The following is a 24,198-nucleotide window of genomic DNA, read 5'->3' on the forward strand; positions in this document are numbered from 1 at the left end:
GGTGCCGAATGCTGCCGCCGTTCAGGCCCGGCACTTTATGCCGGACGATAAACGCGCACATTGGCGTGCCCCTCGCTGAGCAGGTGATGAGCATGCAGGCGGCTCATGACACCTTTGTCGCAGTACAGAAGGTATTGACGATCGGCGTCCAGCTCTTTGAAGCGGCTGTTCAGCGCATAGAAAGGCAAGGCCTTGACCTCGACGCCTTCCAGCGCCAGCGGTGCATCATCCTGAGCGTCAGGGTGGCGGATGTCGACCACTACCTGGCCCGGGAGCGCCTCAGCGACTTCTTCTACCTCGACTTCCTTGCCCAGCTCGTCGATCACATTGTCGATCGGGACCAGCCTGGCGCGCTCCAGGGCGCGCTCCAGTACCAGCATGTCGAAGCGTGCTTCTTCACGCTCGATGCGGTAGCCGCGGGCAGCAGTTGTGGGGTTCACCGAAATCACACCGCAGTATTCGGGCATGTGCTTGGCGAAGTCCGCAGTGCCGATGGCCGTGGCGGTGTCGATGATGTCCTGCTTGTGCGTGGCCAGCAGCGGGCGCAGCACCAGGCGGGGCGTGGCCGAATCGATGATCGACAGGTTGGTGAGCGTCTGGCTGGACACCTGCGAGATCGCCTCGCCGGTCACCAGCGCGTCGATCTGCAGCCGGTCGGCCAGGCGGGTGGCGGCGCGCAGCATCATGCGCTTGAGGATCACGCCCATCTGGCTGTCGTCGACCTGGGCGAGAATCTCGCCAACCACTTCCTCGAACGGCACGCTGATGAACAGCACGCGGTGCGAGCTGCCGTACTTCTTCCACGGAAGTGAGCCACTTCCATCACGCCCAGCTCGTGGGCACGGCCACCGAGGTTGAAGAAGCAGAAGTGCGTCATCAGGCCGCGGCGCATCATCTGATAGGCCGCCACGGTGGAGTCGAAGCCGCCGGACATCAGCACCAGTGTCTGCTCCAGCGCCCCGAGCGGGTAGCCGCCGATGCCCTGATGCTGGTTGTGCACCACGAACAGGCGCTGGTCGCGGATCTCGATACGCACTTCCACTTCCGGGCGCTTGAGGTCGATGCCGGCGGCGCCGCATTGCTGGCGAAGCTGGCTACCGACGTAGCGATCGACGTCCATGGAGCTGAAGCTGTGGTGGCCACCGCGCTTGCAGCGCACGGCAAAGATCTTGCCGGGCAACAGGTGGCCGAAATGCGTCTTGCACTTCTCGACGATGTCGTCGAAATCGCCCAGCGGGTACTCATCCACCTGCAGGAAATGCGCGATGCCCGGCGTGCAGCACAGGCGCTCGACCAGTTCGCGGCGGGCCTTCTCGCATTCGAGCCGGGTGTTGACTTCCAGGTTGTCCCATACGCCAGTCACCGCCAGGTCAGGGTCCAGGTCACGGGCCACCACGCGGATATTCTTGGCGAGCTGGCGGATGAAGCGCTTGCGCACCGGCCGGCTCTTGATGGTGATTTCTGGAAAGACTTTGACGATGAGTTTCATGGAGCCGCGTGCGCGATAAGCCTGGTGGAAAAAGGGGCGGCATTATAGCGGAAATTGTTCAACCTTTGACCAACTATTATGAGAGGCACGCCAAAGCACCAAATCAGTGCATTAAGAAAGTCCCGCGCACCAACACCGCCCACACTGATTGGCGATTATTCATACAAAGCCCCGCGAAAACAGCGATTTCGCCGCTCTGGCCCAACTTTGGGCACTGGCATGCAAATTGCTCCCTTGTGAGGCAGGTTGCCGCAGTCGACTATTGGTCGCCGGCCATCACCCCTATTGCAGGGCCGCACTCAACCTGGCCCTGATTACCCGGAGGACAACATGTCGAAGACGGTTCAACTCATCAAAGATCATGACGTCAAGTGGATTGATCTGCGTTTCACCGATACCAAAGGCAAACAACAGCACGTCACCATGCCGGCCCGTGATGCGCTGGACGACGAATTCTTCGAAAGCGGCAAGATGTTCGACGGCTCGTCGATCGCCGGCTGGAAAGGCATCGAAGCCTCCGACATGATCCTGATGCCGGACGACGAAACCGCTGTGCTCGACCCGTTCACCGAAGAGCCGACCATCATTCTGGTCTGCGACATCATCGAACCTTCGACCATGCAAGGTTACGACCGCGACCCGCGCGCCATCGCCCACCGCGCCGAGGAATACCTCAAGTCCACCGGCATCGGCGACACCGTGTTCGTCGGCCCCGAGCCTGAGTTCTTCATCTTCGACGGCGTGAAGTTCAAGTCCGACATCTCCGGCTCCATGTTCAAGATCTTCTCCGATCAAGGTTCGTGGATGACCGATGGCGACATCGAAGGCGGCAACAACCTGGGCCACCGCCCGGGCGTCAAAGGTGGCTACTTCCCGGTTCCGCCGGTCGACCACGACCACGAAATCCGCACTGCCATGTGTAATGCCCTGGAAGAAATGGGCCTGACCGTCGAAGTTCACCACCACGAAGTGGCGACTGCCGGCCAGAACGAAATCGGCGTCAAGTTCAACACCCTGGTGAAGAAGGCCGACGAAACCCAGACCCTGAAGTACGTTGTGCATAACGTCGCCGATGCCTATGGCAAGACCGCGACCTTCATGCCCAAGCCTCTGTATGGCGACAACGGCTCGGGCATGCACGTGCACATGTCGATCTCCAAAGACGGCAAGAACACCTTCGCAGGCGAAGGCTATGCCGGCCTGTCCGACATCGCGCTGTACTTCATCGGCGGCATCATCAAGCACGGTAAGGCCCTGAACGGCTTCACCAACCCGTCGACCAACTCCTACAAGCGCCTGGTGCCTGGCTTCGAAGCGCCGGTAATGCTGGCCTACTCGGCTCGCAACCGTTCCGCCTCGATCCGCATCCCGTACGTGTCGAGCCCTAAAGCTCGCCGCATCGAAGCGCGCTTCCCGGACCCGGCTGCCAACCCCTACCTGGCCTTCGCTGCACTGCTGATGGCCGGCCTGGACGGTATCCAGAACAAGATCCACCCAGGCGATGCTGCCGACAAGAACCTGTACGACCTGCCGCCTGAAGAGGCCAAGGAAATCCCGCAGGTGTGCGGCAGCCTGAAGGAAGCCCTGGAAGCGCTGGACGCTGGCCGTGCGTTCCTGACCAAGGGCGGCGTGTTCAGCGACGATTTCATCGACGCCTACATCGCCCTGAAGAGCGAAGAAGAGATCAAGGTCCGTACCTTCGTTCACCCGCTGGAATACGACCTGTACTACAGCGTCTGATCCCCGCGTAGCGTGTTGAAGAGGCCTCCTTCGGGAGGCCTTTTTCATTTCCGATTGCAGCCCGGAGCGCCCTGCTGGTGTTCCCGCTCCCCGAGCTGTTCTATGCTGGCAACCGAAGGCGGCCGCACAGGCTGGCCACCGTGCGAGTGTTCACCATGCGCTGTCTCGTTCTGTTGCTTGCCTTGCTGGCCTCATCGGTGAGCGTGGCGCAGATCTACAAATACACCGATGCCAACGGCAATACCGTGTACACCAACCAGCCACCGGGCGGCAGCAAGGCCAAGGAGGTCAACCTGCCTCCGCTCAACAGCGTATCGCCCAGCCCGCCAACAGCAGCTCCCGAGCCGGAGCCGGCCCCTCCCCCGGCCTCACGCCCTAACGCGCAGAGCCAGGCATACAGCGTACTTGCGCTGGCCGACCTGCCTAACGAAGAAGCCCTCCGAGCGAACAATGGCACGTTCACCGTGGGCGTAAGCCTGGTGCCCAAGCTCAAGCCCGGGCATATGTTGCAACTGGTGCTCGACGGCAACCCTTATGGGGAGCCTGGCAACGTGCCACGGCTGCAAGTGGTCAACGCCGACCGCGGCGAGCACAACCTGGCCGTGCGGGTGATCGCAGGCGATGTGATGGTGCAGCAGAGCGAAACCGTGACGTTCACCGTGCAGCGGGTACATCGTTGATGCGTGGCTGGCTGTTCCCTGTATTGCTTTCGATATGCACTGCAGCTTCGGCACAGGTCTATACCTACATCGACAGCAACGGTAACCGCGCCTATACCGACCAGCCCCGGCCGGGGGCCAAGCCGATGTCGATACCCACCACTCCCGCCATTTCGGTGCCCAAGGCGGCGCCCGCCGCAACTCCTGGCAAGGCCAGCCCGCGTCGCCAGCCGGCTCGTATCGCTCACTACGACCTGCTGCGCATTCTGTCGCCGGCCCCGAGGGTACCGTCAGCCATGCAGGCGGAGAGGTGGTGGTCACCCTGACCAGCGAGCCGGCGCTGATGCCGGGGGACCTGTTCGAGCTGCTGCTGGACGACAATCCCGTCGGCACCGCAGGCACCAGCCCGGTAATCCCGCTGGCGAACGTCGACCGGGGCGAGCATAGGCTGGCAGTGCGCATCATCGACGCTCAGGGCCGGGTGGTTGAGCAAACCGCCTCGCAAAGCTTCTTCATGCAGCGCATGTCGCTGTCGCAAAAGCGCCGAATGAAGCCCTGCCAGAAGGACGACTACGGCAGCCGGCCGGAATGCCCACCCTCGATGAAGCCTGCTGACGACTGATGCACCGAAAAGGCGCACAGCTGTGCACGGATTCGGCACATAATCGCAGCCTCCGCTTGCCCGCGAGCGACGCTCAGGCCCCTGTTTGCAGCGCGCGCCAATAATCCTGCCTGTTTTCAGAGCCTTGGTTTGGATTTTGCATTTTCAGTGCACCAGCGGATTGCCCGCGCCCAAAAACGGGACCGGCACCGGCTTGAGCCCGGCTGCCCTGTACCAAAAGAGGTCACACGCCCAACATGACCATCAGCGATGCGCTGCACCGGCTGTTACTGGACAACCTGACCACTGCAACGATTCTGCTCAATGCCGACCTGCGCCTGGAGTACATGAACCCTGCGGCCGAGATGCTGCTGGCGATCAGCGGCCAGCGCAGCCATGGCCAGTTCATCAGTGAGCTGTTCACCGAGTCGCCTGAAGCATTGGCATCCTTGCGCCAGGCTGTGGAGCACGCACACCCGTTCACCAAGCGCGAAGCGCAGCTCACGGGCATGACTGGCCAGAGCATCACTGTCGATTACGCCGTGACGCCCATCCTCAACCAGGGCCAGACCCTGCTGCTGCTTGAGGTGCTGCCGCGCGACCGCCTGCTGCGCATCACCAAGGAAGAGGCGCAGCTGTCCAAGCAGGAAACCACCAAGATGCTGGTGCGCGGCCTTGCCCACGAGATCAAGAACCCGCTGGGCGGCATTCGCGGGGCCGCCCAATTGCTGGCACGCGAGCTGCCTGAAGAGCAGCTCAAGGACTACACCAACGTCATCATCGAAGAAGCCGACCGCCTGCGAAACCTGGTCGACCGCATGCTGGGCTCGAACAAGTTACCGTCGCTCGCCATGTGCAACGCCCACGAGGTGCTGGAGCGCGTTTGCCACCTGGTGGACGCCGAAACCCAGGGCGGCGTGACCCTGGTGCGCGACTACGACCCGAGCATTCCGGATGTATTGATCGACCGTGAGCAAATGATCCAGGCCGTGCTCAACATCGTGCGCAACGCCATGCAGGCCATCAGCGGGCAAAACGAGCTGCGGCTGGGCCGCATCACCCTGCGTACGCGTGCCATGCGTCAGTTCACCATCGGCCACGTGCGTCATCGCCTGGTGGCCAAGATCGACATCATGGACAACGGCCCCGGTATCCCGGCCGAACTCCAGGAAACCATTTTCTATCCTATGGTCAGCGGCCGCCCGGACGGTACCGGGCTGGGGTTGGCCATTACCCAGAACATCATCAGCCAGCATCAAGGCCTGATCGAGTGTGAGAGCCACCCCGGCCACACGGTCTTCTCGATCTTCCTGCCGCTTGAACAAGGAGCCGCCTCGTCATGAGCCGTAGTGAAACCGTCTGGATCGTCGATGACGACCGCTCCATCCGCTGGGTACTGGAAAAAGCCCTGCAACAGGAAGGCATGACCACCCAGAGCTTCGACAGCGCCGACGGGGTGATGAGCCGGCTGGCCCGCCAGCAGCCCGACGTGATCATTTCCGACATCCGCATGCCGGGCGCGAGCGGCCTGGACCTGCTGGCTCGCATTCGCGAGCAGCATCCGCGCCTGCCGGTGATCATCATGACCGCGCATTCGGACCTCGACAGCGCGGTGGCGTCCTACCAGGGTGGCGCGTTCGAATACCTGCCCAAGCCATTCGATGTGGATGAAGCCGTTTCGCTGGTCAAGCGTGCCAACCAGCACGCCCAGGAGCAGCAAGGCCTGGAAGCTGCGCCCACGCTTACGCGCACGCCCGAGATCATCGGCGAGGCGCCCGCGATGCAGGAGGTGTTCCGCGCCATCGGCCGGTTGAGCCACTCCAACATCACTGTGCTGATCAACGGTGAGTCCGGCACCGGCAAGGAGCTGGTCGCCCACGCTCTGCACCGCCACAGCCCGCGTGCGGCCTCGCCGTTCATTGCGCTGAACATGGCGGCCATCCCGAAAGACCTGATGGAGTCGGAGCTGTTCGGCCATGAAAAGGGCGCCTTCACCGGGGCGGCCAACCTGCGCCGAGGCCGCTTCGAACAGGCCGACGGCGGGACGCTGTTTCTGGATGAGATCGGCGACATGCCGGCCGAAACCCAGACCCGCCTGTTGCGAGTGCTGGCCGATGGCGAGTTCTACCGCGTCGGTGGGCACACGTCGGTGAAGGTAGACGTGCGCATCATCGCGGCGACCCACCAGAACCTCGAAGGGCTGGTGCATGCCGGCAAGTTCCGCGAGGACCTGTTCCACCGGCTGAACGTGATCCGCATCCATATCCCGCGGCTCTCCGACCGCCGCGAGGACATCCCCACGCTGGCCAAGCACTTCCTGGGCCGTGCCGCGCAGGAGCTGGCGGTCGAGCCCAAACTGCTCAAGACCGAAACCGAGGACTACCTCAAGAACCTCCCATGGCCCGGCAACGTACGCCAGCTGGAGAACACCTGCCGCTGGATCACCGTCATGGCCTCGGGCCGCGAAGTGCATATCAGCGACCTGCCACCAGAGCTGCTGAGCGTGCCGCAAGACTCGGCACCGGTCACCAACTGGGAACAGGCCCTGCGGCAGTGGGCCGACCAGGCGCTGGCCCGTGGCCAATCGAGCCTGCTCGACAGCGCCGTGCCAAGCTTCGAACGGATCATGATCGAAACTGCGCTCAAGCACACTGCCGGCCGCCGGCGCGACGCGGCTGTGTTGCTGGGCTGGGGGCGCAACACCCTGACGCGCAAGATCAAGGAGTTGGGGATGAAGGTCGATGGCGGGGATGACGAGGACGGCGAGGATAGCTGAACAGCTGTGGGAGGCCGGCTTGCCGGACGCCGTGTAACGGGCGACGTGCCAGCTTGATCTGATCACACCGGCACGTCGCGCGGCGAGCCGCCCTCCTACGACCTGACTGGCCGAGCGCGTCACTGACTTGGCAAAACCCCGCGCCGGCGGGGTTTTTCATAAGTGTCATTTTGTTTCAGCACGGTGCACGGGCGCCCTATGTTGCACCGCGCGAAGGCGTACCACATAGCCAGCCGACACCGCAGGCATAGCCTGCTGAGCCAAAATATCAAAGATGTGAAATTAAGTTCTTTTAAATCAAAAAGTTAAAAAGAATACACACCCAAAATCAAAACCTGGCACGCACACTGCAATAGTCCAATCACAACCCGTTTAGGGGACCTTGGTACAGGCAGGCCGGGGAATCCCCACTTTATGACCGGGACTCGCAGGCCCAACTGGCCGTGAGCCCACCACGCTTTTGGGGGCCTTTGGTACAGGCAGGCCGGAGAACCCCCGCTTTACGTCGAAGGTTGTGGCAGCGCCACCCTTCATTCCCTTCGGGGACCCTGGTACAGGCAGGCCGGGTGCTCCCCTTCTTTATTGCTGCTCCCGGAGGCTGACGCTCAGCCTCCAGCGCCCATCGACCTTCTCCCCGTCCAATCCCCCTGCAAGTGCCGCGCAGCGACCACGCTGAGCAACAGCTGCTGCTGGCCGGCCTGGCGCACACGCCATTTGGCCGGATGCCCACCCACCAGCAATTCGCCTGAAGCGTCAGCGCCATGGGCCTGGAAGCGCACAGCGAAGGCGCCTTCGTAAGTATCGGCCTGCACCTCAGGCTCACGGTCGAACCACAGTACCAACTGGTCCGGGTGCAGCTCGATACGGTCCAGGGAGCTGGGCACGGTTTCAGTCAGGCGGCCGATCATCAACCCCACCATCAGGCCGACAATCGCCAGCGACACCAGCACCCGCGGCCACAGAGAGGCGCGTGGGGGGAGTGCTTCGGGGTTAGAATGGCGGCCGTCTTTTTGCTCGGAGCCGTGCATGTTTCACGTCATCCTTTTTCAACCGGAAATCCCACCGAACACCGGCAACGTCATCAGGCTGTGCGCCAACAGCGGTTGCCACCTGCACCTGATCGAGCCGCTGGGCTTCGAACTGGATGACAAACGCCTGCGCCGGGCTGGCCTGGATTATCACGAATACGCGCCGCTGCAACGCCATGAAAACCTTGAGGCATGCCTCGAAGCCTTGGGCAACCCGCGCGTGTTCGCGTTCACCACCAAAGGGTCGCAGCCGTTTCATGACGTGGCATTCAAGCCAGGGGATGCGTTTCTGTTCGGCCCGGAGAGCCGGGGCCTGCCAGAAGAGGTGCGTGAACAGTATCCGCCAGAGCAGCGGCTGCGCCTGCCAATGCGGCCGGGCAGCCGCAGCCTGAACCTGTCCAACACCGTCGCGGTGGCGGTCTACGAAGCCTGGCGCCAGCAAGGCTTCGCATAACCGCCGTGGCCCGGGGCTCAGGCCTCGGGCGCCTCGCCAGCGGCTTGCATGCGCTGCAGCTCTTGCGCGTACAGGGCGTCGAAGTTCACCGGGGCCAGCATCAGCGCCGGGAACGAACCGCGGACCACCAGGCTGTCGAGGGTTTCACGCGCGTAGGGGAACAGCAGGTTGGGGCAGAACGCACCCAGGGTGTGGCTCATGGACGGTGCGTCCAGGCCCTTGATCAGGAAGATGCCGGCCTGCTGCACTTCGGCGATGAAGGCTACTTCGTCGCCGTTCTTGACCGTTACCGAGAGGGTGAGCACCACTTCGTGGAAGTCGTTTTCCAGCGACTTCTGGCGGGTGTTCAGGTCCAGCGAAACGCTCGGCTCCCACGCCTGGCGGAAGATCGCCGGGCTTTTGGGCGCTTCGAACGACAGGTCACGCACGTAGATGCGCTGGAGGGAGAATTGCGGTTCGTTTTCCGCAGCGTTGTTCTGTTCGCTCATGGCATTGGCCTTCTTGGCGTGAGTTTGGGTAAGTCAGAGGCCCAGCAGCGTGTCGAGCTTGCCGGCGCGCTCCAGGGCGTAAAGGTCGTCGCAACCGCCGACGTGCTGATCGTCGATCCAGATCTGCGGCACCGAAGTGCGCCCGGCCTTGTTGGCCATTTCGGCGCGTACCGCAGGCTTGCCGTCGACCTTGATCTCCTGGAACTCGACCCCTTTGCCGGTCAGCAGGCCCTTGGCCCGCATGCAGTAGGGGCACCAGTCGCTGGAATAGACGATGACGTGTGCCATGTCACTTCACCACCGGCAGGTTGTCGCCCCGCCAGCTGGAGATGCCGCCGCTCAGGCGCGCGACGTTGAAGCCGGCCTTGAGCAGGTCGCGGCAGACGGCGCCGGCCTGCTGGCCCATGGCGTCGACGATGATGAGCGTCTTGGCCTTGTGCTTTTCAAGCTCGGCCATGCGCGCGGTGAGTTTGTCCTGGGGGATGTTGATCGCATCGACGATGTGGCCGCCGGCGAAATCCTTTTTGGTGCGGATGTCGATGACCACGCCTTTGTCGGCGTTGACCAGGGCCGTGAGTTCACGGGTGCCGATAGAGCGGCCACCGCCTTTCATTTCATGGGCCAGCAGCAAAGCGAGCAGCACGGCGAAGAGGCCGACGAGCAGGTAGTGATTGGTGGCGAATTCGAGCAGATGAGCGACCATCAAGCGGGTTCCACGGCGTTAAAATGGCGGCCAGTATACCGCGCCCGGCAGGGCCGGCCAAAGCCCGCCCGGCGCCAGTTTCACGGAACCGGGGCGGGCTTTGCCGGTCATTGGCAGGCTAGCCAACCTTTTTCGTCAGCCGCGGGCGTTTTGCCCTAAAATGCCCGCTTCCCATGACAACAGCCGCGAGCCCATCGCCATGACTACCACGCCCAAGCCCCTGGTCCTGATCATTCTGGACGGATTCGGGCACAGCGAGCACCACGAGAACAACGCCGTCTACGCCGCCAGAAAGCCCAACCTCGATCGCCTCGTGGCGCAGCAGCCCAACGGGCTGATCTCCGGCTCCGGCGAAGATGTGGGCTTGCCTGATGGGCAGATGGGCAACTCCGAGGTCGGCCACATGAACCTTGGCGCTGGCCGCGTGGTGTATCAGGACTTCACGCGGGTCACCAAGGCCATCCGCGATGGCGACTTCTTCAGCAACGAGCTGCTGGTGAGCGCGGTCGACAAAGCCGTGAAAGCTGGCAAAGCCGTTCACCTGATGGGCCTGCTCTCCGATGGCGGCGTGCACAGCCACCAGGACCACATCGTGGCCATGGCCAAACTGGCTGCCGAACGCGGCGCCGAGAAACTCTACCTGCACGTCTTCCTCGATGGCCGTGATACCCCGCCCAAGAGCGCACAGGCCTCGCTCGAGCTGATGGACGCCACTTTCGCCCAGCTGGGCAAAGGCCGCACCGCCAGCCTGATCGGCCGCTACTTCGCCATGGACCGCGACAACCGCTGGGATCGCGTAGCCGCTGCCTATGAGCTGATCGTCGACGGCGCTGCGCAATACCAGGCCGCAAGTGCTGTCGAGGGCCTGGAAGCTGCCTACGAGCGTGGCGAGAGCGACGAGTTCGTCAAAGCCACGGCCATCGGCGCCCCGGTCCGGGTCGAAGACGGCGACTCGGTGGTCTTCATGAACTTCCGCGCCGACCGTGCCCGCGAGCTGTCGCGCGTGTTCGTCGAAGACGGTTTCGCCGACTTCCCACGCAAGCGCCAACCCAAGCTTGCCGCCTATGTGGGCCTCACCCAGTACTCGGCGAAGATCCCAGCCCCGGCCGCCTTCGGCCCCAGCGGCCTGAACAACGTGCTGGGTGAGTACCTGGCCAAGAACGGCAAGACCCAGCTGCGCATCGCCGAAACCGAGAAGTACGCCCACGTCACGTTCTTCTTCTCCGGCGGCCGCGAAGAGCCCTTCGAAGGCGAGGAGCGCATCCTGATCCCTTCGCCGAAGGTCGCGACCTACGACCTGCAGCCTGAAATGAGCGCGCCTGAAGTCACCGACAAGATCGTCGATGCCATCGAGCACCAGCGCTTCGACGTGATCGTGGTCAATTACGCCAACGGCGACATGGTCGGCCACAGCGGCGTGCTGGCTGCTGCGGTCAAGGCGGTCGAGTGCCTCGACACCTGCGTGGGCCGCATCACCGCTGCGCTGGAGAAAGTCGGTGGCGAAGCGCTGATCACCGCCGACCACGGCAACTGCGAGAAGATGGAAGACGAAGACACCGGCCAGGCGCACACCGCGCACACCACCGAGCCCGTGCCCTTCATCTATGTGGGCAAGCGCAACGTGCGCGTCCGCGAAGGCGGAGTGCTGGCCGACGTGGCGCCCACCATGCTGTTCCTGATGGGCCTGGCCAAGCCGCAGGAAATGACCGGCACCAGCATCCTGGCCGACGCTTGAGGCAATAAGTGGGGCGGCCCGTGCCGCCCCTGTTTGATCTCGAAACATTTTCCCGGGGCGGGCATACTAGGCCGGTCCCCACTAACGGTGCCCTCCTCTCGATGCTTCGCACCCTCCTCGCCTTAGCACTGGCGTGCGTGATTCTGCCGGCCATGGCCGACGACGACCGCGCCCAGACCCAGCAGCAACTGGAAAAAACCCGCCAGGACATCGCCGACCTCAAGAAAACGCTGGGCCAGATCCAGCAAGAGCGCGGCGGTGTGCAGAAAAGACCTGCGCGATACCGAAACCGAAATGGGCAAGCTGGAAAAGCAGGTGGAGGCCCTGCAAAACGAACTAAAAAAGAGCGACAGCGAGCTGCAACGCCTCGACGGTGAGAAAAAAACTCCAGAGCGCGCGCACTGAACAGCAGCAACTGATCGCTATCCAGGCCCGGGCCGCCTACCAGGGCGGCCGCCAGGAATACCTCAAACTCCTGCTCAACCAGCAAAACCCCGAAAAATTCGCCCGAACGCTCACCTATTACGACTACATGAGCAAAGCGCGGCTGCAGCAGCTGCGCAGCTTCAACGAAACCCTGCGGCAACTGGCCGATGTGGAAAAGCAGATCTCCATGGAGCAGGCCCAGCAGTTGGTGCAGCAAAGCCAGCTGACCGAACAGCGCAGCGAACTCGACAAGGTGCGCCAGCAGCGCCGCGACGCGCTGGCCAAGCTCAACGACCAGTACAAGGCCGGCGACAACAAATTGCAGGCGCGCCGGCAAGACCAGGCCGAGCTGAACCAGGTCCTCAAGACTATCGAGCAGCGCATAGCCAAGGAGGCCGAAGAGGCTCGCCAGCGTGCGCTGCTCGCTCAGCAGGAAGAGGAGCGCAAGCGCCGTGAAGCAGCGGCTGCCGCATCACGCCCAGCGCCCAAGGATGACGAAGACGAAGCCCCTGCTCGGCCGCGCCGTAGCCCGGGCAGATGGTTTCAAGCGCGGGCGAGAATTTCGGCGGCGCATTTGGCGCGGCCCGTGGAAAACTTCCATGGCCTGTCGATGGTCGATTGTTGGCGCGTTTCGGCGATACACGCGGCTCGGACGAACGCACCAAATGGGATGGCGTCATGATCTCCGCCCCCGCCGGTGCTACCGTTCGAGCAGTACACGGCGGCCGCGTGGTGTTTGCAGACTGGTTGCGGGGCGCCGGGCTTCTGGTCATTCTCGACCATGGCGACGGCTACCTGACCCTGTACGGGCATAACCAGACGCTGCTCAAGCATGCCGGCGATGTGGTCAAGGCTGGCGAGGCGCTGTCTACCGTCGGCAACAGCGGTGGCCAGGATACGCCAGCGCTGTATTTCGCAATTCGCCAGCAAGGTCGGGCAACCGACCCTGCACAGTGGTGCCGCGGCTGACGCGGCGCCGGTAAATCGGATCAGGAGTTCGTTCGACATGCTGCATTTGCCCCGCCTTACCTCGCTGGCCTTCACCGTTGCCCTGGTGGCTGGCGCGCCCTTGGTGCACGCGGCCGAACCGGCACCTGCCAAGCCCGCAGCACCAGCGCCGGCGGCCACCGTCACCACCAAGGACCCGCTGCCGCTGGACGAGCTGCGCACCTTCGCCGAGGTGATGGACCGTATCAAGGCGGCCTATGTCGAGCCAGTCGACGACAAGACCCTGCTGGAAAACGCCATCAAAGGCATGCTCAGCAACCTCGACCCGCACTCGGCTTACCTGGGGCCTGAGGATTTTGCCGAGCTGCAAGAGAGCACCAGCGGCGAATTCGGCGGCCTGGGCATCGAGGTCGGCGTGGAAGACGGCTTCGTCAAGGTCGTCTCGCCCATCGACGACACTCCGGCCAGCCGCGCCGGCATCCAGGCTGGCGACCTGATCGTGAAGATCAACGGCCAGCCTACTCGCGGCGCCAGCATGAACGAGGCGGTGGACCGCATGCGTGGCAAGGTCGGCGAAAAAATCACCCTGACCCTGGTGCGTGACGGCGGCAACCCGTTCGACGTGACGCTTGCCCGCGCGATCATTCAGGTCAAGAGCGTAAAAGCGCAGATGCTCGAGGACGGCTACGGCTACCTGCGCATCACTCAATTCCAGGTCAAGACCGGCGATGAAGTAGCCAAGGCCCTGGCCCAGCTGAAGAAGCAGAACGGCAACAAGAAGCTCAACGGGCTGGTGATGGACCTGCGCAACAACCCGGGCGGCGTGCTGCAAGCGGCGGTGCAAACGGCGGACAACTTCCTCACTTCCGGGCTGATCGTCTACACCAAAGGCCGCCTGCCCAATTCCGAGCTGCGCTTCAATGCCGACCCGGTCGACCAGAGTGAAGGTGTGCCGCTGGTGGTGCTGATCAACGGTGGCAGCGCTTCGGCCTCCGAGATCGTCGCCGGCGCCCTGCAGGATCAGAAGCGCGCCATCCTGATGGGCACCGACAGCTTCGGAAAAGGCTCGGTGCAAACCGTGCTGCCGTTGACCAACGACCGCGCCCTCAAGCTCACCACGGCGCTGTACTTCACCCCCAATGGCCGCTCGATCCAGGCCCAAGGCATCACGCCGGACGTGGAAGTGCGCCAGGCCAAGGTCACCGCCGAGAGCGACAGCGAGAACTTCAAGGAAGCCGACCTGCAGGGCCACCTGGGTAACGGCAACGGCGGCGCCGACCGCCCGACCCGCAATGCCGCGCCAGGTACCAGCAAGAAGGCCCGCCCGCAGGATGACGACTTCCAGCTCAGCCAGGCATTGTCGCTGCTCAAAGGCTTGAAGGTAACGCGCGGCGGCAACTGAGATGTGGCGCGCCTGCCTGCTGGCCCTTGCAGCCCTGTTGCTGCCAGGCGCCGCCCATGCCGATGAGCCGCACAAGCATGCCTATATCGCGCTGATCATCGACGACCTTGGGCAAAACCTGCCCCGCGACCGCCGCGCCCTGGCCTTGCCGGGGCCGGTGACACTGGCGGTGATGCCTGACACACCTCACGCCGCCGAATTCGCCCGCGAAGCGCACAAGGCCGGCAAAACAGTGATGCTCCATATGCCCATGGACCCTGCCGGCGGCCCGTTCGCCTGGCGGCCTGACCTGCCCATGGCCGAGCTCTCCGAGCGGCTCGCCGCTGCGCTCAAGGCCGTGCCCTACGCTGCCGGCATCAATAATCACGAAGGCAGCCGCATGACCGCCCAGCCCGAGGCGATGGCCATGCTCATGCAAACACTGCAGCAGCGCGGGCTGTTCTTCATCGACAGCCGCACCAGCGCCAAGACGGTCGCTGCTGCCAAGGCTCAGGCCATCGACCTTGCCAGCGCATCACGGGATGTGTTCCTGGATGACACGCGCACCGCCGAAGCGATCAGCGGCCAGTTGCAGGCCGCTATTCGAGTGGCCAGGAAGCAGGGTTCGGCCGTGGTAATCGGCCACCCGTATCCGGTGACGCTGGATGTGCTGGAGCGCGAACTGCCGCGGCTGAAGGCTGCCGGGGTTGAGTGGATTCCGATCCGGCAGCTGATTGCCGAGCGCGGCAACCGGGCGATGGCCGGGCATGGGAAGGATGGGGTTTACCACTAGGGCCATTCGTTGCACGTTGCACGTTGCACGTCGCCCGGCAAGCCGGCCTCCCACTGGATGACTTGAGTTGAAACACAATCCAAGTGCGAGGGCGGCTCGTCGCCCGTCGCCCGGCTAGCCGGCCTCCCACTGGATGACTCGAGTTGAAACACAATCCAAAGTGGGAGGGCGGCTCGCCGCGCGACACGCGCAAGCCCTCTCAGCGAACCACAATGCCCCTCGCCGCCATGTAGGCCTTGGCTTCAGGCACGGTGTACTCGCCAAAGTGGAAGATGCTCGCCGCCAGCACGGCGCTGGCGTGGCCTTCGATAACCCCATCGGCCAGGTGCTGCAAGTTGCCCACACCGCCGGAGGCGATCACCGGGATGCCCAGTGCGTCGCTGATGGCGCGGGTGACGCCCAGGTCGAAGCCGTTCTTCATGCCGTCCTGGTCCATGCTGGTGAGCAGAATCTCACCGGCGCCCAGGCCTTCCATTTTCTTCGCCCACTCCACCGCGTCCAGCCCGGTAGGCTTGCGGCCGCCGTGAGTGAAGATCTCCCAGCGCGGCGTTTCGCCCGGCCCGGACACCTTCTTCGCATCGATCGCCACCACAATGCACTGCGAGCCAAAGCGGGCCGCAGCCTCGCCGACGAACTCAGGGTTGAACACCGCGGCGGTGTTGATCGACACCTTGTCGGCACCGGCGTTGAGCAGGTTACGGATGTCGTGCACGGTGCGTACACCGCCGCCAACGGTGAGCGGGATGAACACCTGGCTAGCCATGCGCTCGACGGTATGGAGCGTGGTGTCGCGGCCATCGACGCTGGCGGTGATGTCCAGGAAGGTGATTTCGTCGGCGCCCTGCTCGTCGTAACGGCGGGCGATCTCGACCGGGTCACCGGCATCGCGGATGTTCTCGAACTTCACGCCCTTGACCACCCGGCCGTTATCCACGTCCAGGCAAGGGATGATTCGCTTCGCTAAAGCCATGCTGCAAGCCTCCGGGGCGGTTACCGGTTATGCGTAGTTATCGCAGAACGCCTGAGCCTCGGCGACGTCGAGGGTGCCCTCGTAGATCGCGCGGCCGGTGATGGCGCCGATGATGCCCGGGGTGTTGGCCTTGAGCAGGGTTTCGATGTCGCCCAGGTTGTGAATGCCGCCGGAGGCGATCACCGGGATGCGCGTGGCTTCGGCCAATGCCTTGGTGAAGGGCACGTTGCAGCCTTGCATCATGCCGTCCTTGGCGATGTCGGTGTAGACGATCGCCGAGACGCCATCGGCCTCGAAACGACGGGCCAGGTCGATCACCTGTACGCTGCTGACCTCGGCCCAGCCGTCGGTGGCGACGAAGCCGTCCTTGGCGTCCAGGCCGACGATGACCTTGCCCGGGAACGCCTTGCAGGCTTCGGCCACGAACTCAGGCTGCTTGACCGCCTTGGTGCCGATGATCACGTAGCTCACGCCCGCGCGCACGTAGTGCTCGATGGTTTCCAGCGAGCGGATGCCGCCGCCGATCTGGATCGGCAGGTTCGGGTAGCGCTTGGCGATGGCGGTGACCACCTCGCCGTTGACCGGCTGGCCCTCGAAAGCGCCGTTGAGGTCGACCAGGTGCAGGCGGCGGCAGCCGGCGTCGACCCACTTGGCGGCCATGCTGACCGGGTCATCGGAAAACACCGTGGAGTCTTCCATGCGGCCTTGGCGCAGGCGCACGCAGGCACCGTCTTTGAGGTCGATTGCGGGGATGATCAGCATACGGGGGATTCCTTTGGAATCAGTTTCAAGCTGCAAGCTACAAGCTACAAGCGGTGTGCCGGTGTGGCGCAAAGCATTAGCCTGGCTCAAGGCTCAATGGGTTAACGGTGCCCTTGCGGGATGGAGCAAGCTTTAGGGGCTTTTAGCTTCTAGCTTCTAGCTTCTAGCTTCTAGCTTGAGGCTTTCAGCTTGCAGCTCCTACCAGCGGCCATCCCAAGCGATGAAGTTCTGCAGCAGCTGCAGGCCATGGGTGTGGCTTTTCTCGGGGTGGAACTGCACGGCGAAACGCGAGCCGTCGGCCAGTGCTGCGGCGAAGTCGAGGCCGTAATGGCCGCGGCCGACGACCTGGCCGGCCTTGGCGGCCTCGATGTAATAGCTGTGCACGAAATAGAACCGTGCGCGGTCAGGGATGCTGTGCCAGAGCGGATGGTCGACTGCCAGGAGACTTCGTTCCAGCCCATATGCGGCACTTTCAGGTGCTCGCCTTCTTCATGCAGATCCTTGCCGAAGAAACGCACCTTGCCCGGGAACAGGCCGATGCAGTCGACGCCGTCGTTTTCCTCGCTGTGGTCGAGCAGCGCCTGCATGCCCACGCAGATGCCCAGAAACGGGCGATCCTGGCTGACCTCGCGCACCAGGGCATCGAAGCCCAGGCGGCGGATTTCGGCCATGCAGTCGCGAATCGCGCCCACGCCGGGGAACACCACGCGGTCGGCCTCACGGATCACGGCGGCGTCGCTGGTGACCAGCACCTTGCCCGCCCCGACGTGCTCCAGCGCCTTGGCTACCGAGTGAAGGTTGCCCATGCCGTAGTCGATCACCGCTACCGTTTGCATCACAGCACGCCTTTGGTGGAGGGCATCTGCCCGGCCATGCGCTCGTCGACTTCCACAGCCATGCGCAGCGCGCGGCCGAAGGCCTTGAACACGGTTTCGATCTGGTGGTGGGTGTTGATGCCACGCAGGTTATCGATGTGCAGGGTGACCTGGGCGTGGTTGACGAAGCCCTGGAAGAATTCCTGGAACAGGTCGACGTCGAAGCGGCCTACCACGGCGCGTGTGTAGGGCACGTGCATCTGCAGGCCGGGGCGGCCGGAGAAGTCGATCACCACGCGCGACAGCGCTTCGTCGAGCGGCACGTAGGCATGGCCGTAGCGGCGGATGCCTTCTTGTCGCCAACAGCCTGGGCGAACGCCTTGCCCAGGGTGATGCCGACGTCTTCGACGGTATGGTGGTCGTCGATGGCAAGGTCGCCCTTGCACTCGATGTCGAGGTCGATCAGCCCGTGGCGGGCGATCTGGTCGAGCATATGCTCAAGAAAAGGCACGCCGATATCGAACCGGGCCTTACCAGTGCCATCCAGGTTGATCGAGGCTTTGATCTGGGTTTCCAGGGTGTTGCGCTCGACGAACGCCTTACGTTCGGCCATCACCAGCTCCGCAAAGAATCAAGGGCGAAAAGGCGGGCGGTATACGGCGTGAGAGGCCTGCATGCAGCAGGATTTCCCCGGCGCGCAAGGCTGCGCGTCGGGGAAAGGAGGGTCAGAACAGTACCGCGACCTTCTGCAGGGTGACGATCACACCCCAGGCCAGCGGAATGCCCACGGCCAGCCAGGCCAGGATCACCACCGGCCAGGTGCCGGAAGCGGCATGCCATTCCAGCACGTTGGCCGAACCTGCGGCCTTGTCATGGCTCAGCGCGCGTTCTGCGGCCAGCTGCTCGTCGCTCATGAAGTACTTGTCGGCGACCGGGCGCACCAGTGCGTTGCAGATGAAGCCCAGCACCAGCAGGCCTACCAGGATGTACAACGTCTTGTCGTACACCGCCGATGGCGGCACGCCGATCGACAGCTGGTATTCACGCAGGTAGTTCACCAGCACCGGGCCGAGCACGCCGGCAGCGGCCCAGGCAGTGAGCAGGCGGCCGTGAATCGCGCCGACCATCTGTGTGCCGAACAGGTCAGCGAGGTACGCAGGTACCGTGGCGAAACCGCCGCCGTACATCGACAGGATGATGCAGAACGCAGCCACGAACAGCGCGACGTTGCCCAGGTGGCCGAGGTTCGGCACCAGGCCGTAGAGCGCAGCGCCCAGTGCGAAGAACACGAAGTAGGTGTACTTGCGGCCGATGTAGTCGGAGAACGAGGCCCAGAAGAAGCGACCGCCGATGTTGAACAGGCTCAACAGGCCAGTGAAGCCGGCGGCGATTGCAGCCACTTGCTTGAGCTGGTCGGCCGACAGTTCCTTGAACGACAGCGTGGTGCCGATCAACTGGCCACCGAACACTTCCTGCAGCAGCGGCGACGCCATGCCGAGGATGCCGATACCGGCCGAAACGTTCAGGCACAGCACCAGCCACACCAGAGCGAACTGCGGGGTTTTCCAGGCCACGCTCACGTGTACGTGGCGGTCGGTGATCATGGTGTTGCCGGCCTTCTTGACCGGCGGCACCCAGCCTTCAGGCTTCCAGCCGGTCGGCGGCACGCGGTAGGTCAGTGCGCCACCGAGCATGAACACGAAGTAGATGACGGCCATCACCACAAAGGTCTGCCATACGCCAACGATGCCGGGGGCAGCGAAGTGGCTCATCAGTGCGGTGGCCAGTGGTGCGCCAACCATTGCGCCGCCGCCGAAGCCCATGATGGCCATGCCGGTCGCCATGCCGCGGCGGTCGGGGAACCACTTGATCAGGGTCGATACCGGCGAGATGTAGCCCAACCCCAGGCCGATACCGCCGATCACGCCCGAGCCGACCCACATCAGCCAGATCTGGTGGGTATAGACGCCCAATGCCGAAATCAGCAGGCCGCCGCACCAGCAAGCAGCCGACACCACACCCGCCTTGCGCGGCCCGGCGTGTTCCAGCCAGCCACCCCAGATGGCTGCCGAGCAGCCCAGGAAGATGAAGAACAGCGTGTAGACCCAACCCAGCATGGAAATTTGCCAGTCGCAGGTGCTGGCAAATACTTGGCTAATGAAATCCATTCCAACAGGGCAGGCCGTTCCTACGGCCTTCGACAGCGGCAGCCAGAAGACCGAGAAGCCATAGGCCATGCCGATGCACAGGTGGATCGCCAAGGCCGCCGGTGGCACCAGCCAACGGTTGAAGCCCGGCCGGGCGATGATGCGTTCCTTGGACAGGAACGAAGGCTGAGTGGCGTGGCCGCCACTCGGAACGCTTGCGCTCATTTTGTAATTCCCCAGATGAGATTTGGCTTTGCAGCACGAAGCAGCCCACGACCTTGTCTGCACGCAAGGCGGTGGTCGTTTTATCGGCAGGCTTTGGAAAAACGCGACACTCTGTCGCATCGGGTGCTGCAAGCGGGCCCGAGGTTACCATTTGTGACGGCCATTGAAGTCATTTCGATATCACCTTTTTTATTGTTTCTGTGACGGTGTTGACCAGCGGTCAAGCGGCGGCCTTGCGGCCGCCTCCAAAGCGTAGCCAAGCCCGCGCGACGCGGGCTGCAATGAACCGGCCATGTCGCTGTCAGACCAGCGAACCTCTGTGCCGTGGTTTTAACCATGCTGGCCCACCGCCTATACTGGGCCGCTCTCGAAATCCCCACACTCTTAAGGACACGCCCATGAAAGCGTTCGGCAAAATCCTGGGAATCTTCGTGCTCGGGTTGTTGTTGATCGTGGTGGCACTGGGCTTTGCCCTGACGCACCTGTTCGATCCCAACGACTACAAGGACGAGATCCGCCAACTGGCCCGGGACAAAGCCCACGTCGAGCTGACCCTGAAGGGCGACATCGGCTGGAGCCTGTTCCCCTGGCTGGGCCTGGAGCTGCACGATGCCAGCGTCGCCACCTTGCAGGCGCCCGACCAGCCTTTTGCCGACCTGCAGATGATCGGCCTGTCGGTGCGCGTGCTGCCGCTGCTGCGCAAGCAGGTGCAGATGAGCGATATCCGCGTAGACGGCCTGAACCTGAAGCTTGCGCGCGACGCCAATGGCCACGGTAATTGGCAAGACATCGGCAAGCCACTGGAGGCTGCCCAGGCCCCGGCCGGCGAACCCGGCGCTGCACAGCCATCGGCCCCTGCCGAGCAACCGCGCGAGCCTGCCAACGGCGGCCGGCGCATGAAACTCGACATCGACAGCCTCACGGTAAACAACGCAACCGTGACCTACAGCGACGAGCAGAGCGGCCGCAACTACACCGCCGAGAGCATCCAGCTCAGCACCGGCGCGGTGCATGAAGGCGCAAGCATCCCGCTCAAGCTCACTGCGTTCATCGGCACCAATCTGCCGCAGATGCGCGCGCGCACCGAGCTGGCCGGCCAGGTGCGCTACGACACCGCGCTCAAGCGCTACCAGCTCGAAGATATGCGCTTGTCCGGCGAAGTGTCCGGCGACACTCTGCAAGGCAAGACCGTGACCTACTCCACCCAGGGCCAGTTGCTGGTGGACCTGGCCGCCAACGTGGCGGACTGGAGCAACCTCAAGCTCTCGGCCAACCAGTTGCGCGCTTTGGGCGAGCTGCACGTGCGCAACCTCGACAGCGACCCGCAATTGAGCGGCGCCTTGTCGATTGCTCAATTCGACCTGCGAGCCTTCCTCGCTGGCATCGCCCAGCCGCTGCCAGCGATGGCCGACACCACGACGTTGAGCCAGGTCGAGCTGGTGGCGCGCCTGCAAGCCTCGCGTAACAGCCTGGCGCTGGAGGACCTGACGGCCAAGCTCGACGGCAGCACCTTCAACGGCCGCCTGGCGGTGGACGACTTCGCCCACCAGGCGCTGCGCGTGCAGCTCAAGGCTGACAGCTTCAACGCTGACCGCTACCTGCCGCCGGAAAGCAAGGACGCCCAAGGCCAGAGCGCTGCGCGCCAGGCCGAGGTGGACAGCACCGAGCAGGCCGCCATCGGCGCGGGCACTGGCCCGCTGCCTGATAAGCCGAGCAAGGGCGCGTGGAGCGACGACCGCCTGTTCCCCATCGAAACCCTGCGCGGCCTCGACCTGCAGGCAGACCTCGCCTTCGGCAAGCTGACCCTGAAGAAACTGGCACTCCAGAACGCCGGCCTGAAGGCGCAAAGCCAGGGTGGCCTGGCCACCCTGCAAACCCTCACCGGCGAGCTGGCCAGGGGCAGCTTCGAAACCCACGGCACCCTCGACGTGCGCCCTGAAGTGCCCAAGCTGGCGCTGCAAAGCCAGATCAAACGCGTGCCGGTGGAGCTGGTGCTGCAAACCCGCAACCCAGAGCCGCCGTTGCGCGGTGAGCTGGACCTGGCCAGCAACCTCACCGCCAGCGGCAACAGCCAGAAGGCGCTGATCGACACCCTCACCGGCACTGCGCGGTTCAACCTGGCCAATGGTGTGTTGGTCAACGCCAACCTTGAGCAACAGCTGTGCCGCGGCATCGCCACCCTCAACCAGAAGAGCCTGAGCAGCGAGCCTCGCGGCAAGGACACGCCTTTCCGCCAGCTCAGCGGCAACCTGAACTTCCAGAACGGCGTGGCCAGCAACCCCGACCTCAAGGCCGCCATCCCTGGCCTGACGGTCAACGGCCAGGGCGACGTGGACCTGCGCGTGCTCGGTATGGATTACACCCTCGGGGTGATCGTCGAAGGCGACAAGAGCGACATGCCTGACCCGGCCTGCCAGGTGAACGAGCGCTTCGCCAACGTCGAGGTCCCCATCCGCTGCCGCGGGCCGCTGGAGCTGGGCGCCAAGGCTTGCCGCATCGACCGCGAAGGCATGGCCAGCGTCGGTGCGCAGCTGCTGCGCAACCGTGTTGAAGACAAGATCGATGAAAAACTCGGCGACAAGGTGAGCCCGCAAGTGCGCGATGCGATCAAGGGGCTGTTCAAGCGATGAGCCCCGAGCAATTCTCCGGCGCCGTGCTGGCCTGGTATGACCAGTTCGGCCGCCACGACCTGCCCTGGCAGCAAGGCATCAACCCCTATCGGGTGTGGGTGTCGGAAATCATGCTGCAACAGACGCAGGTGAGCACCGTGCTCAACTACTTCGACCGCTTCATGGAGGCGCTGCCGACCGTGCAGGCGCTGGCCGAGGCGCCGGAGGACGAAGTGCTGCACCTGTGGACGGGCCTGGGCTACTACACCCGCGCACGCAACCTGCAGAAGGCAGCGAAAATCGTAGTGGCCGAGCACGGTGGGGAATTCCCCCGCGACCTCGAGCAACTGGAGGCGCTGCCTGGCATTGGCCGCTCCACAGCCGGTGCGATCGCCAGCATCAGCATGGGGCTACGCGCGCCGATTCTCGACGGCAACGTCAAGCGCGTACTGGCGCGCTTCACCGCTCAGGCCGGCTACCCGGGTGAACCTGCGGTGGCGCGGGCGCTGTGGGCCACCGCAGAGCGCTTCACGCCCCATGAGCGGGCCAACCACTACACCCAGGCGATGATGGACCTGGGCGCCACGCTGTGCACCCGTAGCAAACCCACCTGCCTGTTGTGCCCGGTGCAGCAGGGTTGCCGGGCGCACCTGCTGGGCCAGGAGGCTCGCTTTCCCGAGCCCAAGCCGCGCAAGGCCATCCCGCAGCGGCGCACGCTGATGCCGCTGCTGGCCAACGAAGAGGGCGCCATCTTGCTGTACCGCCGCCCTTCGAGTGGTTTGTGGGGCGGCCTGTGGAGTTTGCCGCAGCTCGACGAACTGGCCGAGGTCGATGACCTGGTCGAGCAGCACGCGCTAGTGCAGGTAGGCGCTCAGCCAATGCCGGGGCTGACACACACTTTCAGCCATTTCCAACTGGCCATCGAGCCTTGGCTGGTGCGGGTTCGCGCCACCGATGCGCACATGGCCGACGCCGACTGGCTCTGGTATAACCTCGCCACCCCGCCGCGCCTGGGCCTGGCCGCCCCGGTCAAGAAGCTGCTCAGGCACGCGGCCGATGCACTGAATGGAGAACCGCAATGACCCGCACCGTCATGTGCCGCAAGTACCACGAAGAACTCCCGGCACTGGATCGCCCGCCCTACCCCGGCCCCAAGGGCCAGGACATCTTCGAGCACGTTTCGCAGAAAGCCTGGGCCGACTGGCAGAAGCACCAGACCTTGCTGATCAACGAGCGCCGGCTGAACATGATGAACGCCGACGACCGCAAGTTCATTCAGCAGGAGATGGACAAGTACCTCTCCGGCGAGGACTACGCCAAGGCCGACGGCTACGTGCCACCCTCCGAATAACCCCGGAAAACCGGGCCAGGAACGTAAGCGCGTGGTTTGATTGAAAATTTTTTTCAAAACTTGCTTGACGCTTACCTGAAAAACCCGTTTAATGCGCC

The 24,198-nt window shown here is 63.8% G+C and carries 18 protein-coding genes and 5 pseudogenes; 13 read left to right on the top strand and 10 right to left on the bottom strand.

The features are described 5' to 3' along the window. Positions 1-35: 35 nt before the first annotated feature. Positions 36-1,489 (bottom strand): annotated as a pseudogene (gene thiI, locus LN139_RS20040) (tRNA uracil 4-sulfurtransferase ThiI). Positions 1,490-1,819: 330 nt separating this feature from the next. Between thiI and glnA the strand changes: the two are divergent. From glnA to ntrC, 5 genes and pseudogenes are all read left to right on the top strand, one after another. After that, on the top strand, positions 1,820-3,229 hold the full coding sequence (gene glnA / locus LN139_RS20045; RefSeq protein ID WP_236355901.1) for a glutamate--ammonia ligase: 1,410 nt from the start codon (positions 1,820-1,822) through the stop codon (positions 3,227-3,229). 155 nt (positions 3,230-3,384) lie between these two features. Further along, a complete protein-coding gene (locus LN139_RS20050) occupies positions 3,385-3,909 on the top strand; it encodes a DUF4124 domain-containing protein (protein WP_236360533.1) in 525 nt (174 codons plus the stop codon). Then, positions 3,909-4,510: pseudogene (locus LN139_RS20055) on the top strand (DUF4124 domain-containing protein). Before LN139_RS20050 ends, LN139_RS20055 begins: the two are co-directional and overlap by 1 nt. Positions 4,511-4,746: 236 nt before the next feature. Then, positions 4,747-5,832 carry a nitrogen regulation protein NR(II) gene (glnL, locus tag LN139_RS20060; protein ID WP_236355904.1) on the top strand — a complete coding sequence of 362 codons (1,086 nt, stop codon included), beginning with the start codon at positions 4,747-4,749 and terminating at the stop codon, positions 5,830-5,832. Continuing rightward, complete coding sequence (ntrC, locus tag LN139_RS20065; protein WP_236355914.1) at positions 5,829-7,265, top strand: nitrogen regulation protein NR(I); 1,437 nt, start codon at positions 5,829-5,831, stop codon at positions 7,263-7,265. Before glnL ends, ntrC begins: the two co-directional genes overlap by 4 nt. Positions 7,266-7,870: 605 nt before the next feature. Here the strand turns inward: ntrC and LN139_RS20070 are convergent. Then, complete coding sequence (locus LN139_RS20070) at positions 7,871-8,293, bottom strand: hypothetical protein (protein ID WP_329610975.1); 423 nt, start codon at positions 8,291-8,293, stop codon at positions 7,871-7,873. Here LN139_RS20070 and trmL point away from each other — a divergent pair. Then, positions 8,292-8,747 (top strand): tRNA (uridine(34)/cytosine(34)/5-carboxymethylaminomethyluridine(34)-2'-O)-methyltransferase TrmL, encoded by a 456-nt coding sequence (gene trmL, locus LN139_RS20075; protein ID WP_236355924.1) that lies wholly within the window; start codon positions 8,292-8,294, stop codon positions 8,745-8,747. The two genes, LN139_RS20070 and trmL, sit on opposite strands and share 2 nt — an antisense overlap. A 17-nt stretch (positions 8,748-8,764) precedes the next feature. Here trmL and secB read toward each other — a convergent pair whose 3' ends face one another. From secB to LN139_RS20090, 3 genes are read right to left on the bottom strand one after another with little or no spacing between them, the layout of a single operon-like run. Beyond that, positions 8,765-9,235 (bottom strand): protein-export chaperone SecB, encoded by a 471-nt coding sequence (gene secB / locus LN139_RS20080; protein WP_236355926.1) that lies wholly within the window; start codon positions 9,233-9,235, stop codon positions 8,765-8,767. A 33-nt stretch (positions 9,236-9,268) separates the two neighbouring features. After that, a complete protein-coding gene (gene grxC, locus LN139_RS20085) occupies positions 9,269-9,523 on the bottom strand; it encodes a glutaredoxin 3 (RefSeq protein ID WP_236355936.1) in 255 nt (84 codons plus the stop codon). Between the two features lies 1 nt (position 9,524). Beyond that, on the bottom strand, positions 9,525-9,938 hold the full coding sequence (locus LN139_RS20090; protein ID WP_236355938.1) for a rhodanese-like domain-containing protein: 414 nt from the start codon (positions 9,936-9,938) through the stop codon (positions 9,525-9,527). A gap of 199 nt (positions 9,939-10,137) precedes the next feature. Between LN139_RS20090 and gpmI the strand changes: the two genes are divergently transcribed. The 4 genes and pseudogenes from gpmI to LN139_RS20110 all read left to right on the top strand — a co-directional run bounded on the left by gpmI (position 10,138) and on the right by LN139_RS20110 (position 15,221). Next, the gene (gpmI, locus tag LN139_RS20095; protein WP_236360535.1) at positions 10,138-11,673 is read left to right on the top strand and encodes a 2,3-bisphosphoglycerate-independent phosphoglycerate mutase; all 1,536 of its coding nucleotides are present in this window, start codon (positions 10,138-10,140) and stop codon (positions 11,671-11,673) included. Positions 11,674-11,774: 101 nt separating this feature from the next. Continuing rightward, a pseudogene (locus tag LN139_RS20100) lies at positions 11,775-13,068 on the top strand (murein hydrolase activator EnvC family protein). A 37-nt stretch (positions 13,069-13,105) separates the two neighbouring features. Next, complete coding sequence (locus tag LN139_RS20105) at positions 13,106-14,449, top strand: S41 family peptidase (RefSeq protein WP_236355940.1); 1,344 nt, start codon at positions 13,106-13,108, stop codon at positions 14,447-14,449. A 1-nt stretch (position 14,450) separates the two neighbouring features. Further along, positions 14,451-15,221, top strand: a complete 771-nt coding sequence (locus LN139_RS20110; RefSeq protein ID WP_236355942.1) for a divergent polysaccharide deacetylase family protein — start codon at positions 14,451-14,453, stop codon at positions 15,219-15,221. A gap of 199 nt (positions 15,222-15,420) precedes the next feature. On the opposite strand, the gene hisF is transcribed toward LN139_RS20110, so the two are convergent. The 5 genes and pseudogenes from hisF to LN139_RS20135 form a co-directional block, all read right to left on the bottom strand. Continuing rightward, entirely contained in the window at positions 15,421-16,191 is a 771-nt protein-coding gene (hisF, locus tag LN139_RS20115) for an imidazole glycerol phosphate synthase subunit HisF (protein WP_236355953.1), read from the bottom strand. Between the two features lie 27 nt (positions 16,192-16,218). Next, positions 16,219-16,953, bottom strand: coding sequence for a 1-(5-phosphoribosyl)-5-[(5-phosphoribosylamino)methylideneamino]imidazole-4-carboxamide isomerase (gene hisA / locus LN139_RS20120; RefSeq protein WP_236355955.1), 735 nt, complete (start codon positions 16,951-16,953; stop codon positions 16,219-16,221). A gap of 198 nt (positions 16,954-17,151) precedes the next feature. Beyond that, a pseudogene (gene hisH / locus LN139_RS20125) lies at positions 17,152-17,789 on the bottom strand (imidazole glycerol phosphate synthase subunit HisH). Continuing rightward, a pseudogene (hisB, locus tag LN139_RS20130) lies at positions 17,789-18,381 on the bottom strand (imidazoleglycerol-phosphate dehydratase HisB). The pseudogenes hisH and hisB overlap by 1 nt, the downstream one beginning before the upstream one ends. Before the next feature lie 112 nt (positions 18,382-18,493). Further along, a complete protein-coding gene (locus tag LN139_RS20135) occupies positions 18,494-20,140 on the bottom strand; it encodes an OFA family MFS transporter (protein WP_236355957.1) in 1,647 nt (548 codons plus the stop codon). Between the two features lie 398 nt (positions 20,141-20,538). Here LN139_RS20135 and LN139_RS20140 point away from each other — a divergent pair, with 398 nt between their 5' ends. From LN139_RS20140 to LN139_RS20150, 3 genes are read left to right on the top strand one after another with little or no spacing between them, the layout of a single operon-like run. Then, a complete protein-coding gene (locus LN139_RS20140) occupies positions 20,539-22,770 on the top strand; it encodes an AsmA family protein (RefSeq protein ID WP_236355959.1) in 2,232 nt (743 codons plus the stop codon). After that, a complete protein-coding gene (gene mutY / locus LN139_RS20145) occupies positions 22,767-23,831 on the top strand; it encodes an A/G-specific adenine glycosylase (protein ID WP_236355961.1) in 1,065 nt (354 codons plus the stop codon). The genes LN139_RS20140 and mutY overlap by 4 nt, the downstream gene beginning before the upstream one ends. Continuing rightward, positions 23,828-24,100: an oxidative damage protection protein gene (locus tag LN139_RS20150; protein WP_236355963.1), complete on the top strand. Its 273-nt coding sequence runs from the start codon at positions 23,828-23,830 to the stop codon at positions 24,098-24,100. The genes mutY and LN139_RS20150 overlap by 4 nt, the downstream gene beginning before the upstream one ends. Positions 24,101-24,198 lie beyond the last annotated feature (98 nt).

This window comes from Pseudomonas sp. KNUC1026, from assembly GCF_021650705.1.
Lineage (GTDB): Bacteria > Pseudomonadota > Gammaproteobacteria > Pseudomonadales > Pseudomonadaceae > Aquipseudomonas.

Excerpts from the sequence above, each read along its gene's own strand:
- glnA (WP_236355901.1), top strand. The coding sequence starts at position 1,820 with ATGTCGAAGACGGTTCAACTCATCAAAGATCATGACGTCAAGTGGATT.
- LN139_RS20050 (WP_236360533.1), top strand. The coding sequence starts at position 3,385 with ATGCGCTGTCTCGTTCTGTTGCTTGCCTTGCTGGCCTCATCGGTGAGC.
- glnL (WP_236355904.1), top strand. The coding sequence starts at position 4,747 with ATGACCATCAGCGATGCGCTGCACCGGCTGTTACTGGACAACCTGACC.
- ntrC (WP_236355914.1), top strand. The coding sequence starts at position 5,829 with ATGAGCCGTAGTGAAACCGTCTGGATCGTCGATGACGACCGCTCCATC.
- trmL (WP_236355924.1), top strand. The coding sequence starts at position 8,292 with ATGTTTCACGTCATCCTTTTTCAACCGGAAATCCCACCGAACACCGGC.
- LN139_RS20070 (WP_329610975.1), bottom strand. The coding sequence starts at position 8,293 with ATGCACGGCTCCGAGCAAAAAGACGGCCGCCATTCTAACCCCGAAGCA.
- secB (WP_236355926.1), bottom strand. The coding sequence starts at position 9,235 with ATGAGCGAACAGAACAACGCTGCGGAAAACGAACCGCAATTCTCCCTC.
- grxC (WP_236355936.1), bottom strand. The coding sequence starts at position 9,523 with ATGGCACACGTCATCGTCTATTCCAGCGACTGGTGCCCCTACTGCATG.
- LN139_RS20090 (WP_236355938.1), bottom strand. The coding sequence starts at position 9,938 with ATGGTCGCTCATCTGCTCGAATTCGCCACCAATCACTACCTGCTCGTC.
- gpmI (WP_236360535.1), top strand. The coding sequence starts at position 10,138 with ATGACTACCACGCCCAAGCCCCTGGTCCTGATCATTCTGGACGGATTC.
- LN139_RS20105 (WP_236355940.1), top strand. The coding sequence starts at position 13,106 with ATGCTGCATTTGCCCCGCCTTACCTCGCTGGCCTTCACCGTTGCCCTG.
- LN139_RS20110 (WP_236355942.1), top strand. The coding sequence starts at position 14,451 with ATGTGGCGCGCCTGCCTGCTGGCCCTTGCAGCCCTGTTGCTGCCAGGC.
- hisF (WP_236355953.1), bottom strand. The coding sequence starts at position 16,191 with ATGGCTTTAGCGAAGCGAATCATCCCTTGCCTGGACGTGGATAACGGC.
- hisA (WP_236355955.1), bottom strand. The coding sequence starts at position 16,953 with ATGCTGATCATCCCCGCAATCGACCTCAAAGACGGTGCCTGCGTGCGC.
- LN139_RS20135 (WP_236355957.1), bottom strand. The coding sequence starts at position 20,140 with ATGAGCGCAAGCGTTCCGAGTGGCGGCCACGCCACTCAGCCTTCGTTC.
- LN139_RS20140 (WP_236355959.1), top strand. The coding sequence starts at position 20,539 with ATGAAAGCGTTCGGCAAAATCCTGGGAATCTTCGTGCTCGGGTTGTTG.
- mutY (WP_236355961.1), top strand. The coding sequence starts at position 22,767 with ATGAGCCCCGAGCAATTCTCCGGCGCCGTGCTGGCCTGGTATGACCAG.
- LN139_RS20150 (WP_236355963.1), top strand. The coding sequence starts at position 23,828 with ATGACCCGCACCGTCATGTGCCGCAAGTACCACGAAGAACTCCCGGCA.